Here is a 14,744-nt window from a genome sequence, read left to right as displayed (position 1 = left end):
AGCAGACAGGCGCGAGTAGCCGTCAATCGCCCTGCTGTTGCCACACTGCCTTGCCACCCTTGATATAGATCAGGGCACTGGCAGAACCCTCTTTCCCCACCACGATCCCGTCCGTTTTCAGCTTGAGGGATTTCTCATGGTAGCTGTGCTGGCGCGAGCCCTTGTCCTCCACCTGCCAGACTTCCAGCCAGGCAAAATCGTCGCCGCCGTTGGACAATGCATGTCCGGCACCGACGATCAGGGGCGCCGTCTTCTGTCTTAACAGGAAGACGATGCCCTCTTTCTTGCTGTCTTTGTTCTTGATCAGCACAGCCAGATCGCCCTTCCCATCGCCATCGAAATCGCCGCGCAAGACAAAGGGATTCATGCGCGCATTGATTTCGATCGCCTCGCGTTTGGCCAAGCTTTCAAGCTGTTGCGTCGCCCAGCTTGGCAATTGCGCCTGCGGCGGCAAGGCCTGCGCACCGGCCATATCAGCGGAAAATACCAAAGCGACGGTCACTGCAATGCTTCTCCCATTCATGGGGCGGCTCCATCAAGATGAAGAATCGGGGGTGGCGCACGGTAGTTCCGGGCATGCAGGCAGAATAGCATTCTCCGGAAATACTTGCACTGCCACAACAGGTGCCCGCTCCGCATTGCGTGCCAGTGTCCATGGAAAAATTGCCGTCCGTTGCAGATATGCCAGCGACTGGCGGCCTGCTGCGTATTAAAATGGCGCCCCATGACCTCCCCCGCCTCGACCTCCCCCCTGCCCGACAGCATTTTGCTCCCTTCCCTGGCCGTCCTGGGAGGGCAGATTTCTGTCAATCTGGGGGCGGCGATTGCGAAAAATCTGTTTCCTGTCATCGGGGTCGAGGGGATTACGGCGTATCGCGTGGGGTTTTCGGCGCTGATTTTACTGGCTATCTTTCGTCCCTGGCGCTTCCGCCTGACGCGCAAGGATGTACTGAACTTGCTGGTCTACGGTTCCGTGCTGGGATTGATGAATTTGCTGATTTACCGGGCGTTTGCGCTGATACCGATCGGTATTGCGGTCGCCATCGAGGTGACGGGGCCGCTGGCGGTGGCCATGCTGTCGTCGCGCCGGCCCCGCGATTTGCTGGCCGTGGCTTGCGCCGTGTTCGGCTTGTATTTGCTGTTGCCGCTGCAAGGCAGCCCGGGCAGCCTGGACCCTGTGGGAGTGGCGTATGCGCTGGGGGCGGCCCTGTGCTGGGCGCTGTATATCATCTTTGGCAAGCGCGCCTCGACCTTGCAAGGCGGGCAAGCCGTAGCCTGGGGCATGACGGTGGCGGCCATGGTAACGGTGCCCATCGGCGTCGCTTACTCGGGCACGGCCTTGCTGGCGCCGTCGATTGCCTTGATGGGCCTGGCCATTGCCATGCTGTCCAGCGCCCTGCCGTATTCGCTGGAAATCTTTGCCCTGCGCCGCTTGCCGCAAGGGGTGTTCGGCATGTTCAGCAGCGCGGCGCCGGCCGTCAGCGCGCTGGCTGCCATGGCCGTGCTGGGAGAACTGCTGAGCCTGACCCAGTGGCTGGCTATCGCCTGCATCGTGTTCGCGTCGGCCATGGCGGCGCTGGGTGCGCAAGGCGGCAAGCGCTAGCCGCGCACGGCAAGTCCTAAATCAGCCATGCGGATGGTCTAGGTGCTCGCCAGCAATTTCCGGCATTGCCACGCGCGCCGACGGGCAAGTTTTGATGCCTGGCTGTAAAATGTGCCATCCCTTGCCACGTACGGCATGCCAGCAGGCATGCTTGCTCCTCCAATGACATTCGCATTCCTTTTACGCTTGTTCTCTCCTCTCGCCGCTGCAGCCTTGCTGCTGGCGCCAGGCGCCGCCGCGCAGGCAGCCGCCGCGCCCGCCACCCTCACGGGCAATGCCGAAGCGGGCAAGGCGGCGTTTCGCAAGTGCGCCTCCTGCCACCAGGTGGGGCCTTCGGCGCGCGGCGGTTTCGGCCCCAAGCTGACGGGCTTGATCGGCCGCAAGGCCGGCTCCACCACAGACTACAAGTATTCGGCAGCCATGAAAAACGCGAATATTGTCTGGACCGAGCAAAACCTGGCCGGCTTCCTGAAAGCCCCCAGCGATTTCATTCCCGGCAATAACATGCGCTTCTGGGGCATCGGCAATGCGCAGCAAGTGGCCGACTTGCTGGCCTACCTGCGCACGCAGTAAGCAAGCAGGTAAGTAGGCAGGTCATGCTCCTGCCTGCCTGCCCGCACGCGGACAGGCGGACACGACCCATCAAGTCATGACCGCAGCGCAAGCCTGCAGCGCTTGCAGCCAGCCCTTACGCTTCTTGCGCGCAGCCCGGGTAACGCCCTTCATGCTTGAAGTTTCGTTCCAGCTGCTTGAATTCGCGTTCACGCCGGGGATGCTCACCGGCAGTCATCTGCTTCCACTAGGGCTTGGTGGGCAGCTTGCGCACGCACAGGTAAATGGAATACAGCGCCGCCAACCCCACCAGCACGTACACGCCACGCGACGCGGTCGACATGGCACCAAGGATGCGGGCCACGATATCGATATCGAACAAGCCCACCAGCGCCCAGTTCAAGCCGCCCACGATCAGCAGGATCATGGAGATCCAGTCGACCACGTTCAGGCGCTTTGCCGTCATTTCCTCGTTTGCCGCACCGTCCGATCCTTCCTGGATATTCGCCATCTCAGCCTCCTGTAAGAAGACAGGACCCGCCGTCGGGTCTGTGCAAAGTTCAGTGTAGGCGCGGCACCGCCACACGCCAGTCGGACGATGCCGGGTGTCGAGGTAGGACGAATCTGTAATACGGCAGGTGATTTTATCCGGTACCAAGCCAGGCGCCAGGCAAGGCGGCTATGCGATCTAGTAATAGTTACCAGCTGTTGCTAAACAAGCAGTGACCAATTCCAATATGGAAATATTTATAGATTACTTAGTATTGCACTGCTACACTCATTTCACCCCGGCAACATCAGGGGCAACAGCGCCGCGCCGTGCCGCCCGCATGGGGTGCGGCCACCATGGGACAACAGTTGAGGGGACATGAATATTTCTAACATACGCATCGGTGTACGCCTGACCACGGGTTTTTTGCTGGCATCGCTGTTGCTGGCGGTGGTCGTCAGCATCAGCACGTGGCAACTTGCTACGGTGAGCGGGGAAATCGACAGCAGCGTGAACCAGCGCTATGCGCGCATCGCGCAATTGCAGGCCACACGCAACAGCACGCAGGAGCAGCCCGCCCTGCGCGACATCGACCAGCAGATCGCCACGCAATCGGCGCAGATGCGCGCGGCGGCCGAGGCGGCCATCGCCCGCGCGCACAATACCAGCGTGCTGATCATCGCGCTGGGCCTGATCGGCGGCGTGCTCAGCCTGGCCACGGCCTGGTTCATCAGCAGCGGCATCGTGCGGCCCCTGCGGCACGCCGTCAAGGTGGCGCGCAAGGTGGCCGGCGGCGACCTGAGCGGCAATATCCGTGTGGAATCCGGCGATGAGGTTGGCCAGTTGCTGCAGGCACTGAAAGACATGAATGCCAGCTTGATCCATATCGTGGGTGACGTGCGCGGCGGCACGCAGGACATCGCGGGTGCCTCGGGAGAGATTGCTGCCGGCAACCTGGACTTGTCGCAGCGCACGCAGGCGCAAGCCAGTTCGCTGGAGCAGACGGCCGTCTCCATGGAGGCACTGACGGGCACCGTCAAGCAAAATGCGGACAATGCGCGGCAAGCCAACCAGTTGGCGCTATCGGCCGCCGATGTGGCCGGCAAGGGTGGCAAGGTGGTGGCAGAAGTGGTCGACACCATGAGCTCGATCAATGCATCGTCGAAAAAGATCGTTGATATCATCGGCGTCATCGACGCTATCGCCTTCCAGACGAATATCCTGGCCCTGAATGCGGCTGTGGAAGCGGCGCGCGCAGGCGACCAGGGACGCGGCTTTGCCGTCGTGGCCGCCGAAGTGCGCACCCTCGCCCAGCGTTCGGCCGGGGCGGCGCGGGAAATCAAGCAATTGATCGGCGACTCCGTCGAGCGGATCGACGCGGGCGCGCGCCTGGTCGACACGGCAGGCGCCACCATGCGCGAAATCGTTGCCAGCGTGCACCGCGTGACGGACATCATGGGCGAAATCAGCATGGCCAGCGGCGAGCAATTGTCCGGTATCGAACAAGTCAATGCCGCCATCGTGCAGATGGAGCATGTGACGCAGCAAAACGCCGCCCTGGTGGATCAGGCGTCGGTAGCGGCCGCCAGCATGCAGCAGCGCGCCCAGCAGCTATCGGGCACGGTGGGCATCTTCACCTTGGGAACGGAGGTGGCGCCCCCGCACGCGGCGCGGGCCATCAGCCTTGTCGCGACGCATGACAAGGAGGCACCCGCCCTGACACGCTTACGCGCCCCTGCCGTTAGAGCGCGCCTGAAAGCCTGAGTTCCCCGCCTGAGTTCCCCGCTATAGCTGCTTGTACATGATGGTCGTGGCGTCCAGCCGGTCGCCTGCAGGCGCCAGCGCATAGGCGGGGATGCTGCCGGCCACCACGTAACCGAGCGACAAATATAACGGTTCGGCATGGTCGCCGCTGCGCGTGTCCAGGGTCAGCAGGCTGCGCGGCAAGAGGCGCGCCTGCTCTTCCAGCGCCAGCATCAACTGGCGCGCGAGGCCGAGGCGGCGGTAAGCTGGCGCGACCAGCAGCTTGCGCACTTCGGCCCGATGCGCCTGGTTGGGATTGGTGTCCCAGTCGAGCTGCACGGCGCCGGCCACCCGACCATCGACTTCGGCCACCAGCAGCAGGCGCACGCCGCGCGCCACGGCGGGCAGCACATTGTCCGTCCAAAACGCCTGGCTGGCCGACGCGTCGAAGGGCAGGATGAAACCGATGCTGGCGCCATCGTGCACGCAGTCTTGCAGCAAGGCGCCCAGTTCCGGCAGGCGGACGAGAATATCGGTGGACGAAAAGTGGCGTAGCGATATAGACATGGTAGCCTCAGACAAGAAAGAGAAAATAGCGGGCGCCGCTGTCTGGCGGCGTCGTAAACGCGCTGGCGCCGTGCAGCTGGTAGCGCAGGCAATCGCCGGCCATCAAATCGTGCGAGCGGCCGTCGACGGTGACGTTCAGCTTGCCCTCTTGCAGCAATAGATGGTGCTCCATACCGGGCCGGGGCGAGGCGGCATAGGCGATCGTGACGCCCGCGCCCAGTTCGCATTCGAGCGCTTCGCCAGCCAGCGCGCGCGACGGCGGCGAGATGGAACGGCGGATAAAACCCGTGTCCGGATCCGTCCACACGCCCTGCTGGGTGCGCCGCAGGACGGGCACGAAATCGTCTTCCACCATGCGCAACAGGCGCGACATGGCCAGGCCATACGCGGCGCACAGCTTACCCAGCACAGCCGTGGTCGGGCTGACTTCGCCATTTTCCAGGCGCGACAGGGTAGCGCGGCTGACCTGGCTGGCACTGGCCAGCTGGTCCAGCGACCAGCCCCGCTCCACGCGCAACTGCTTTAAACGCGCCGCCAGGCGCTGTTGCGTATCGTTATCAGTCAATTCTGTATTTTCCATATATGGGAATTTATCCCTAAAACGGGAATTTGGCAAGCAATCGTCGCAGAGTTGCTCAACGCACAGACCCACACCCGGACTCCAGGCACCATGGCGCCACCACTTCAAGGAGAAGCCATGTCCGCCACTCCCCCCACTCCCGAGCCGCGCCAAGGCCAGGCGCCCGCGCCACTGGGCAGGGTCGAATTTCATTTGCAATTTATCCGCTCGTTTGCCGACCCCACGTTTGACGCCGTACGCGACGCCCTGGTGCAAGTGGAAGATGTGGCGTGGAAGAATTATCAGGATGGCCGCAAGGCGCCCGTCACGCAGAAGGCCGGACCGGGCTTTGCCGACCCCGACTACGATTTATCCGTGGAATGGCTCGCCACGCGCGACCGCCTGCTGGCCGCCGAGGCGCGCCAGAAAGATCCCGCCACGCCGTCGCGCGTGCTGCTGATCTGCGGCGCGGCACGCAATGACGGTTCTTGCCCTGGCGAAATATCGAAGACCTGGCGCATGACGCAATGGGCCAAGGAAGTGCTGCAGGCGGACGCCATTGAAGCGGACGTGCTGGACCTGAGTTTGCTGACCTCCGCGTATGATTTGCACATTCATCCATGCAAGGGCTGTGTCTCGACGGCCATGCCCCTGTGCCACTGGCCATGCAGCTGCTATCCGAACCATGGAGAACGCCAGACGAATGACTGGATGGCAGAAATATACGAGCGCTGGACGGCCGCGCACGCCGTCATCATCCTCACGCCCGTGTACTGGTACCAGACGCCCGGCGTGCTGAAACTGATGATAGACCGGCTCGTCTGCGCCGATGGCGGCAACCCGGACCCCACGTCCACGCACGGCAAGAAAGCCGTGGAAGCGAAGGCCCTGGAATTGCAAGGCTGGAATTACCCGAAACACCTGGCCGGGCGCGCGTATGGCCTCGTCGTGCATGGCGACGTGGCCGGCATCGAAGGGGTCCGGCGGGGCCTGTCGGACTGGCTGGACTGGATGGGCCTGGTCGATGCGGGCGCGAAATCACGGCTGGACCGCTACATCGGCTATTACGACACTTATGCGCAAAGCCATGAGACGCTGGACCGCGATACCGATATGCAGGAAGAAGTGCGCAACGTGGCGCGCGCCGTGGCCGACGCCGTCAAGCGGCTGCGCGCAGGCACGCTGGCGCCGCCCGATGCGGCATTACAAGCTCCGCGGCCAAAATGATACCTTGCGTACCTAACCCGCCATGCGCGAGGCGTGGCGGCACAGTTCCAGGAAACCGCGCAAGCGGGGCGAGAGTATTTTTTTAGACTGGCGTATCAGATAAAAGTTGCGCTCCAGGGGCGGCAGCATGGTTTCCAGTTCCACCAATTGCCCGCTGGCCAGCAGATCGGCCACCACCACCCTGGACAGGCAGGCGATACCCAGCCCCGCCGCAGCGCCATACTTGATGGCTTCCGAATTGCTGAACTCGCCCGCAGCGCGCAGATAGTGCAGGTACGGCACCAGCGCCTGCTCCACCGCTTCGCGCGTGCCCGAGCCCGCTTCGCGCAGCAGCCAGCCCGCCTGGTTCAATTCCGCAAAGCTGAGCAAATGGCGCAACTGCGCCAGCGGATGCGTGGGCGCGGCCACGATCAGCATCTGGTCCGTCAGCCATGGCTCCACCAGCAAGCCCGCTTCGTGGCAAGGTCCTTCGATCAGGCCGATATCGACCTGGAAGGCGGCCACGGCAGCGGCGATATCGGCCGTGTTGGCAATCGTCACTTGCGGGATGCTGGGTCCGTACTGCTGCGCCGCCTGGGCCAGGATCTGCGGCAACAGATAGATGCCGATGGTGGTGCTGGCGCCGATTTGCAGGCTGACGGGCACGGACGGGTCGGCGCCCGCGAACTGGCGCTCGATACTGGCGGCCCCGTCGCGCATCTGCCGCGCCTGCGGCAACAGCAGACGGCCATTGTCATTGAGCAGCAATCGCTTGCCCACCCTGTCGAACAACTGCGCCCCCAGCAAGGTTTCCAGCTCATTCAAGGAGGCGCTGGTGGCCGATTGCGATAGGGCAATCAGGTCGCCGGCCGCGCTGGTGCTGCCCGTGTCCGCCACAGCCAGGAAAATCTGCAGTTGCCGCAAGGTTAACGCCATGCACTACTCCTCCAATTTACCTATTTTTCAGGTTAAATATACAAAAACAATCCGTTTTACCATTTAATCGACGCGCTGTACAGTCATGCCATACGAACACAGAACCATGGAGTACGGCATGTCATCTCTATCAACGACGAATACAACAAGTTTCAGCGACCGCTACGGCCGCCTTTTGCCGGGCCTGCTGCTGAGCGGCGTGATCGCCTGGGGCGCCATTCAACTGGGCAAGCTGGAATGGATGCAAAACCACGGCATGAGCGCCCTGACCCTTGCCATCATGCTGGGCATTGTGCTGGGCAACAGCGTGTATGGCCGCCTGGCGCCCAGCTGCGGCGCGGGCGTGGCCTTTTCCAAGCAGACTTTATTACGTCTTGGCATCATCCTCTACGGCTTTCGTTTGACCTTCCAGGATATCGGGCAAGTGGGCCTGGCCGGCATCGCCATCGACGCGCTGGTGCTGGCATCCACGTTTGGCCTGGCCATGTTCCTCGGCATCAAGGTGTTCAAGCTGGAGCGCAACAGCGCCATTCTGATCGGCGCAGGCAGCTCGATCTGCGGCGCGGCGGCCGTGATGGCCACGGAACCCGTCGTCAAGGGGCGCAGCGAGGATGTCACCGTGGCCGTCTCCACCGTCGTGGTGTTCGGCACTATCGCCATCTTTTTATACCCCTTGCTGTACCAGTTGAATCAGGGCTGGCATGTGCTGGCGGCCACGCCTACGGCCTTTGGCGTGTACATCGGCTCGACCGTGCATGAAGTGGCGCAAGTGGTGGCGGCCGGCAAGTCGATCGGGCAAGAGGCGGCGAACGCGGCCGTGATCGCCAAGATGGTGCGCGTGATGATGCTGGCGCCCTTCCTCGTCATCCTGTCGGCGGTGCTGGCGCGCGGCAAGGCCCAAGGTGGTAACGGCGGCCATGACAAGGCGGCCAAGCTGGCCATCCCCTGGTTCGCCTTCATTTTTATTGCCGCAGTGGCCTTCAATTCCCTGGGCCTGTTGCCAGCAACTACAGTAGCGGCCATCACCGAGTTCGACACGGCCCTGCTGGCCATGGCCATGGCGGTCCTGGGCTTGACGACACATATGTCGGCCATCCGCCGCGCCGGCATCAAACCCCTGCTGCTGGCCGGCCTGCTGTTCTGCTGGCTGATCGCCGGTGGCGCCGCCATCAACCACATGGTCGCCAGCCTGTTTGCCTGAAGTTGCGCCAAATTCAAGCGAGGGCCGCTGACACGGGAGTCGAAAACTTCGTACAATAAGCGTGTTTTGACTTTCAATCCCGCTTCGGCCCCACCCAGGAACACCCATGCATATCTCGAACTGGCTGCTTTTCTGCAGCGTCGCCCTGCTCGTCACGTTTTCTCCCGGCCCGGCTGTTCTGCTGGCCATCTCGAATGCCATCGCCGTCGGCCCGCGCCGCGCGATGATCAGCAGCATGGGCAATGGTTTTGGCTTGTTCATCATTTCCGGCGTAGCCATGGCCGGCATGGGCGTCGTGCTGGCGACCTCGGCGACGGCCTTCATGCTGCTGAAACTGGCTGGTGCCCTGTATCTGGTGTACCTGGGCATCAAGCAATGGCGCAGCAAGACCAGCATCGTGGCCGATGCGCCCGTGGCGCTTGGCGCGGCCAATCCTAATTCGTTCTGGAAACTCTTCCGCCAGGGCTTGACGGTGGCGCTGACCAATCCCAAGGCCATCCTGTTCTTTTCGGCCCTGTTCCCGCAATTCATCACGCCGGGCGAACCCGTGGCCATCCAGTTCACCGTGCTGACAACGTCGTTTGTCGCCTGCGCCATGCTGGCCCACTTGTTCTACGCCAACCTGGCGCGCCTGCTGAAAACCCAGCTGGCGACGCCGGGACGCGCCAAGCTGTTCAACCGCATTTCGGGCGGCGCCTTCGTGCTGTTGGGCCTGAGCCTGTTGCGCCTGCGCGCCAAGACCGCGTAACTAGTCCTTTTCCGTCAAAAACGCCTCGATGCTGGCCGCCAGGGCCAGCGGCGCTTCATTCATCGGATAGTGTCCCGCATTGGCCAGCACTTCCAGCCTGGCCCGCGGGTACCACGCCAGATACGTGCGGCGCATCAGGGTCGCATCGAAGCGGGGATCGTGCTCTCCCACCAGCGCCAGCAAGGGCAGCGGCGCCGCCGCCCGCCTCACTTCGCCACTGAAATCGGAGCCGCTCCACGCGAGGAAGTAGGCCGCGAACGCGGCTGGATCCGAGCTTTCCCACGAATACTGCGCCTTCCAGTCCAGCCAGGAGGCGGACAGGCGCCCGCCCGTGCTGCGGGCGATGATGGCGCGCCGCGCCTGACGATCGCCGCTGGCATCCAGAAACAGTTGCCGCGCCGCCCCGTCCAGTGCCACGCCGCAGCTGGGTACGGGCGCCACGGCCACCAGTTTGCGCAAGCGCATGGGCTCCAGCAAGGCCAGCCGTTCCAGCGCCATGCCGCCCATCGAATGACCCACCACGCTGAACGTGGCAAAACCCAGCGCATCGGCCAGCGCCAGCGCGTCGCGGGCGACCTCGTCCAACGAATACTCGCCCGCCGCGCCGCGCATGCCGCCATAGCCGCGGCAATCCATGAAGACATAGCTGAAAGCGTCACCATCGAGGGCCACCTCCATCGGTGCAAACGCGTGCGCGTCGCCAAACCAGCCGTGCAGGACGATGACGGCGTGAGCGCCATGACCCACGCGATGATAGCTATTGTGCATATACACTCCTGAAAAAGAGTGGATGGTAAGCGGAGATCAAGCGGCCCGCCTTCGATGTCAGGTCAAATACTGTAGAGTATGGGCCATGGATGATTTTTATACGGAAGTGCCCCGCCCATTGATCGCCACGGCGCGCGACCATGCGCCCGATGAGATGTTTCCCAGCCACAGCCATGCGCGCGGCCAATTCGCCTATGCGGCGCGGGGCGTCATCAGCGTACATACGCCGCAAGGCAACTGGCTGGTGCCCCCGCAGCGCGCCTGCTGGGTCCCGGCCAGGCTCATCCACGGCATGCGCATGCATGGCGCCGTGACCATGCACAATATATTCGTTGACGAGGCCGCCATCGCAAGGATGGGCTTGCCACTCGATTGCCAGGTATTGGACGCTTCGCCGCTGCTGCGCCAGTTGCTGGCCGAGGCAGTGACGGTGGAGACCCTGTATGCGGAAGAATCGCGCGACGGACGATTGATGGGCTTGTTGCTCGATGAGATTGCCGCAGCCAGGCCCCTGCCCCTGAGCGCTCCCCTGCCGCAGCAACCCCGGCTGGCGCGGCTGTGCATGGAATTGCTCCGGCAACCAACCCTGGACAGCAGCCTGGATGCGATGGCGGCGCAGGCGGGCATGAGCCGGCGCACCTTTACGCGGCAGTTCCGCGCCCAGACGGGGCTGGCCTTTGCTCAATGGCGCCAGCAAGCGTGTTTGCTGGCGGCCATCACGCGGCTGGCCGAAGGGCAAGCCGTCACCAGGGTCGCGCTGGACCTCGGTTATGCCAGCCCCAGCGCCTTCACGGCCGCCTTCCGCCGCGTGCTGGGCCAGGCGCCCAGCGCGTATTTAAGTCAAGTTACGCTGGACTAGGCAATGATGGCGGCGATGCGCTGGTCCAGCGCCAGCGCCAGTTTCTGCACATGGTAGCCGTCGACAAAGCCGTGGTGGGCCTGCGCGGAAAACGGCACCCGCATGCGGCCATCCCCCTGCGTGGGACCGAACTTGCCCCAGGTAAAGGTCGGGATATCGGCATCGCAGTGGCGGTAGATGGGGTGTTCGATGGCCGCCAGCTCCAGCCATGGCAGGCAGGTGATGAAAATATTGTTGCGTTGCTCGCGCTCTGTCTCTCCCTCGCCCGTGTTGATCAGCGCGGCACTGGCTTCGGCGATGCGCTTGGCTTCCAGGCTGCGTTCGATGAATAGATCGAGCCGGTCCGTCATCGTGAAACGCGTGTAGTTGAGGTTCTCGTCGCCGTTGATGACGGTGTAGGAAGCGGGGAAATCGTCGATCTTGATCACCTCGCTCTGGTAGATGCGGTACATGAAATTGTCGATCTCCCTCACCGTATTGAGCAGGCAAAACAGGAAGAAGTGGAACACGGGGATTTTCCGTTCCTTGCACCAGGGCCGGAAGTCCGGCACGTCGAGCTGGAAGTTGATGTTGACGAGGGGATTGTCAAATGCCCGGAACAAGTCATAGCGGTCGCGCCGCTTTTCAAAATTTTTCATGCGGCGAGTGTAGACGATGGGGGTGCTGGCGGGCAAGTCATGCCATAGGCGCATGAAATGTTTTTTGATATTCGTCATTCCACAGTCAATGTGTTTTCACTTTTATCTGACGTTGACTGCCGACCGGGATAGCCCGGTCGCAAGCCTCCCTGTATCGGGAGGCATATTTTCGCCGGATTTTTACGCGGCCTGATTAATCTCGTCGTCCAGCATATTGGCGAACAGATCGAAACTCAGAATACCCGTGCCAATGCACGAAAACACCGTGGCGCCCGCCGCATCCTTGATCGTCACTTTCTCGGTCCAGTCACTCAGATTCATGCATTTCAGGCTGGCGCCAGGAAAGGTCACGCCATCCACATGCAAACCCTGGGCAGACAATGCCACTACTTGTGTCTTGAAATTCAGGAAATTACCGAGCAAACGTTTCTTGTACACGTTACCGCTACTGATGTAATGGAAGTTCACGCGTTCGCCGTCTGCAATCTTCTGCTTTAATACGGGCATGCGGTGCAAGACATAGCGGGAACGAAACTCGTCCATGAAATCGCCAAAACGCTTGAGTTCTGCGGTAGCCAGTATCCAGGGCTGGTCGGCGCCCGTGCGATAGGCAAAGTTATTGATCAAGCCTGACATGGCGGTGGAGCCGGCGGCGAATAGATACAGGTCCTCGATATCGGCAAATGCAGCGTAGCTGCGGATGCCACCCGATTCATGCACCACCCCGTCTTCATGCAATTCAAAACGGCTCTTTTGCCGCTTGAGCATTACCGCACGCATCACCAGTACCAGCAGTGCGATCAGCAATAGAAAAGCCGCTGTGCCATAAAGAATAGTCAGATTGCTGTGCGTGCCCAGCTTGGCGCCATTTCTCAGTGCCATGGCCGAAGATTCCGTCAGCGTTTTCTGCGGCAGGATCGTGCTTAAATACAGCACGAATCCCGCCACTGCCGCCAATATGGCCGCAAATACCGCAAAGAGCATAGGCACTGTCTTGCCATGAAAATACACGGCGAGTGCTTTATTGGTTTGCGGGATACTAAAATTACCCATGTAATCTTCCTGTTAAATGATAGGGGGGCTTCAAAACCCGGATGTCGACATAATTCGGACCGGATTGTCCCCCATCTGCCGCAGGAATGGCCACACGCACGCACATTCAATATTGATGCGCTCAATGCCAATACCGGATGCCGGTCGCGCACGGTTATTATCTAATGTCCCAACATTTCCCGAGCTACCTCGGCCACGCCTTCTTCCAGCTCTCCAATTGTTGGCGCATGCGCCAATCGGTTCAATTCCCCGCCTAATTCGAATGCCAGCTTCGGGGAATGGCGCACGATACCCAGCAGAACAAAATACTTCCATTGTTCGTCATCACTGGCGAGCACCGTTTTTATATAGGGGGCGAGGCGTGGACCGATACCAGCCAGATAAGGCAGGAGCACGGCGGCCACTGGCCAATTGGCATCTTGAACCCATTCCAGTATCTGCGGCATGGCGGGGCGGAGCTCCTCCCAGCTCAAGGCGATGAGCGCTTGCGCATGCTGCGTATCGTGTTTGTCGCGCGGCAATGGCAGCCTCATGCAAGGCCTCCTGTCATGTGGCGCCACCGTGTGACAGGCCCCGCTGCACCTTCCACGCCAGCGGCAAGGTCAGCAGCAAAACGCCCGCCAGCGCCAGCAAGGCTGTGTTCACGCTGCTATGGTCGCTCAGCGTGCCGAACAGCACGGGCGACAGCGCGCCACCGCCGATGCTGCCCGTGTAGAACAGGGCGAACGCATGCTCGCGCTTGCCAGGCTCGGCCAGTTCCGGCACCGCGCCATACAGCACGGACGAGGTGCCGTTCAGCGCCAATCCAAGCAAGGGCAGCATGGCCATGACGCCGGCCAGCGGCAGCCACAGTGCCGCGACGATGAGCACGGACGTCATCGATTCCGTCAGCCATACTGTCTTCATCATGCCGATGCGCGCGCCCAGATAGCCGCACAGCAGCTTGCCGAAGGCGCCGCCCACGAACAGCAGCGATAGCGCCACGCCGATGCCGGCCGTGCCCGCACCCTTGCTTTTCAGTAAGAATGGCAAGAAGGTGAGAAAACCCATGCGCACGGCGCTGTCCAGGGTACCGGTGGCCAGCAGCGCTCGAAAGCTCGCCTTCGAGCCGCTGCCCACGATGCTCTTGCCGGGCTTCTTCGCGCCCGCCTGAAGCTCGCCCGGTTTCGGCAATAGCCACCACAGCAAGCCGGCCGCCGCCAGGCCCAGCAAGCCAAGCAGCGAAACGCTGGCTTGCCAGCTGCACACCAGCAACAGCAAGCCCACCAGCGCGGGAATCAGGGTCTTGCCGATATCGCCGGCAAAGTTGTAGTGCGACAGCGCCTCCTTCACGCCGCCGCCCGCCTCGTGCGTGTCGGTGACGATGGACGAGGCCAGCGGATGCTGGGTGCTGGCGCCCAGTCCGCCCAGCAGCAAGGCGAACAGCAGCACGGCCAAGCCGCCCGCCTGCCCGGCGATCAGGTAAGCGATGCCGGCCAGCGCGGTGCCGCCCACCAGCAGGCGTTCGCGCCCCCAGCGCCTGGCCATGCGGCTGGCCAGCAACTGGAAACCGGCCATCATGCCCGAGTACGAGCCCCGCAAGAGGCCTACCATGGCGTAGCTGATGGCAAACTGCGCCTGCCAGATGGGCAGGAGCACATAGATCACGTCCGTCAAGCCATCATGCACGGCATGCGCGCTGCAGGCGGCAAACAGCGAGCGGCGGCGGATCGATTTGTCGGAGGGATTTGCTTCGGGGGACAGCGCGGCGGCGGATCGTTCGGTCATGACTGTGCATGCAGGAAATCAGGAGGCGACCAGCTTACTACAAATTGCAAACTG

Annotated in this window: 17 protein-coding genes; 7 read left to right on the top strand and 10 right to left on the bottom strand. The window is 62.2% G+C overall.

Annotated elements, in window-relative coordinates:
* Positions 1 to 22: 22 nt before the first annotated feature.
* Complete coding sequence (locus ACQ4WZ_RS08025; protein ID WP_436573052.1) at positions 23 to 523, bottom strand: hypothetical protein; 501 nt, start codon at positions 521 to 523, stop codon at positions 23 to 25.
* A 201-nt stretch (positions 524 to 724) separates the two neighbouring features.
* Between ACQ4WZ_RS08025 and ACQ4WZ_RS08020 the strand changes: the two genes are divergently transcribed.
* Positions 725 to 1,603, top strand: coding sequence for an EamA family transporter (locus ACQ4WZ_RS08020; RefSeq protein ID WP_166674772.1), 879 nt, complete (start codon positions 725 to 727; stop codon positions 1,601 to 1,603).
* A gap of 162 nt (positions 1,604 to 1,765) precedes the next feature.
* On the top strand, positions 1,766 to 2,176 hold the full coding sequence (locus ACQ4WZ_RS08015; protein ID WP_436573051.1) for a c-type cytochrome: 411 nt from the start codon (positions 1,766 to 1,768) through the stop codon (positions 2,174 to 2,176).
* A 226-nt stretch (positions 2,177 to 2,402) separates the two neighbouring features.
* On the opposite strand, the gene ACQ4WZ_RS08010 is transcribed toward ACQ4WZ_RS08015, so the two are convergent.
* Positions 2,403 to 2,666, bottom strand: a complete 264-nt coding sequence (locus ACQ4WZ_RS08010; protein ID WP_436573050.1) for a DUF378 domain-containing protein — start codon at positions 2,664 to 2,666, stop codon at positions 2,403 to 2,405.
* A gap of 357 nt (positions 2,667 to 3,023) precedes the next feature.
* Here ACQ4WZ_RS08010 and ACQ4WZ_RS08005 point away from each other — a divergent pair, with 357 nt between their 5' ends.
* Entirely contained in the window at positions 3,024 to 4,409 is a 1,386-nt protein-coding gene (locus ACQ4WZ_RS08005; RefSeq protein WP_436573049.1) for a methyl-accepting chemotaxis protein, read from the top strand.
* A 21-nt stretch (positions 4,410 to 4,430) separates the two neighbouring features.
* Here the strand turns inward: ACQ4WZ_RS08005 and ACQ4WZ_RS08000 are convergent, their stop codons facing one another.
* Together ACQ4WZ_RS08000 and ACQ4WZ_RS07995 are read right to left on the bottom strand one after the other, a co-directional pair.
* Positions 4,431 to 4,955: a GNAT family N-acetyltransferase gene (locus ACQ4WZ_RS08000; protein ID WP_436573048.1), complete on the bottom strand. Its 525-nt coding sequence runs from the start codon at positions 4,953 to 4,955 to the stop codon at positions 4,431 to 4,433.
* Positions 4,956 to 4,962: 7 nt separating this feature from the next.
* Positions 4,963 to 5,535 (bottom strand): helix-turn-helix domain-containing protein, encoded by a 573-nt coding sequence (locus ACQ4WZ_RS07995; RefSeq protein ID WP_436573047.1) that lies wholly within the window; start codon positions 5,533 to 5,535, stop codon positions 4,963 to 4,965.
* Between the two features lie 117 nt (positions 5,536 to 5,652).
* On the opposite strand from ACQ4WZ_RS07995, the gene ACQ4WZ_RS07990 reads away from it, so the two are divergent.
* A complete protein-coding gene (locus ACQ4WZ_RS07990; RefSeq protein ID WP_436573046.1) occupies positions 5,653 to 6,741 on the top strand; it encodes a flavodoxin family protein in 1,089 nt (362 codons plus the stop codon).
* A 12-nt stretch (positions 6,742 to 6,753) separates the two neighbouring features.
* On the opposite strand, the gene ACQ4WZ_RS07985 is transcribed toward ACQ4WZ_RS07990, so the two are convergent.
* Positions 6,754 to 7,656 carry a LysR family transcriptional regulator gene (locus tag ACQ4WZ_RS07985; RefSeq protein WP_436573045.1) on the bottom strand — a complete coding sequence of 301 codons (903 nt, stop codon included), beginning with the start codon at positions 7,654 to 7,656 and terminating at the stop codon, positions 6,754 to 6,756.
* 118 nt (positions 7,657 to 7,774) lie between these two features.
* Between ACQ4WZ_RS07985 and ACQ4WZ_RS07980 the strand changes: the two genes are divergently transcribed.
* Both ACQ4WZ_RS07980 and ACQ4WZ_RS07975 read left to right on the top strand, forming a co-directional pair.
* A complete protein-coding gene (locus ACQ4WZ_RS07980) occupies positions 7,775 to 8,857 on the top strand; it encodes a YeiH family protein (protein ID WP_436573044.1) in 1,083 nt (360 codons plus the stop codon).
* A gap of 106 nt (positions 8,858 to 8,963) precedes the next feature.
* Positions 8,964 to 9,605: a LysE family translocator gene (locus ACQ4WZ_RS07975; protein ID WP_101481470.1), complete on the top strand. Its 642-nt coding sequence runs from the start codon at positions 8,964 to 8,966 to the stop codon at positions 9,603 to 9,605.
* Here ACQ4WZ_RS07975 and ACQ4WZ_RS07970 read toward each other — a convergent pair whose 3' ends face one another.
* Positions 9,606 to 10,373, bottom strand: a complete 768-nt coding sequence (locus tag ACQ4WZ_RS07970; RefSeq protein ID WP_436573043.1) for an alpha/beta fold hydrolase — start codon at positions 10,371 to 10,373, stop codon at positions 9,606 to 9,608.
* An 85-nt stretch (positions 10,374 to 10,458) separates the two neighbouring features.
* Between ACQ4WZ_RS07970 and ACQ4WZ_RS07965 the strand changes: the two genes are divergently transcribed.
* On the top strand, positions 10,459 to 11,232 hold the full coding sequence (locus ACQ4WZ_RS07965) for an AraC family transcriptional regulator (RefSeq protein WP_436573042.1): 774 nt from the start codon (positions 10,459 to 10,461) through the stop codon (positions 11,230 to 11,232).
* Here the strand turns inward: ACQ4WZ_RS07965 and ACQ4WZ_RS07960 are convergent.
* The 4 genes from ACQ4WZ_RS07960 to ACQ4WZ_RS07945 form a co-directional block, all read right to left on the bottom strand.
* Complete coding sequence (locus ACQ4WZ_RS07960; protein WP_436573041.1) at positions 11,229 to 11,948, bottom strand: CatA-like O-acetyltransferase; 720 nt, start codon at positions 11,946 to 11,948, stop codon at positions 11,229 to 11,231. The genes ACQ4WZ_RS07965 and ACQ4WZ_RS07960 overlap by 4 nt on opposite strands.
* A 102-nt stretch (positions 11,949 to 12,050) precedes the next feature.
* Positions 12,051 to 12,881 carry a hypothetical protein gene (locus ACQ4WZ_RS07955; RefSeq protein ID WP_436573040.1) on the bottom strand — a complete coding sequence of 277 codons (831 nt, stop codon included), beginning with the start codon at positions 12,879 to 12,881 and terminating at the stop codon, positions 12,051 to 12,053.
* Positions 12,882 to 13,084: 203 nt separating this feature from the next.
* On the bottom strand, positions 13,085 to 13,456 hold the full coding sequence (locus tag ACQ4WZ_RS07950; RefSeq protein ID WP_101481473.1) for a DUF5071 domain-containing protein: 372 nt from the start codon (positions 13,454 to 13,456) through the stop codon (positions 13,085 to 13,087).
* Between the two features lie 13 nt (positions 13,457 to 13,469).
* Positions 13,470 to 14,690 carry an MFS transporter gene (locus ACQ4WZ_RS07945; RefSeq protein WP_436573039.1) on the bottom strand — a complete coding sequence of 407 codons (1,221 nt, stop codon included), beginning with the start codon at positions 14,688 to 14,690 and terminating at the stop codon, positions 13,470 to 13,472.
* Between the last annotated feature and the right edge of the window lie 54 nt (positions 14,691 to 14,744).

This window comes from Janthinobacterium darwini (genome assembly GCF_051380905.1).
Classification (GTDB): domain Bacteria; phylum Pseudomonadota; class Gammaproteobacteria; order Burkholderiales; family Burkholderiaceae_D; genus Janthinobacterium.
The sequence above is the reverse complement of the archived record's forward strand: the minus strand, read 5'-3'. Positions and strand labels throughout refer to the sequence as shown.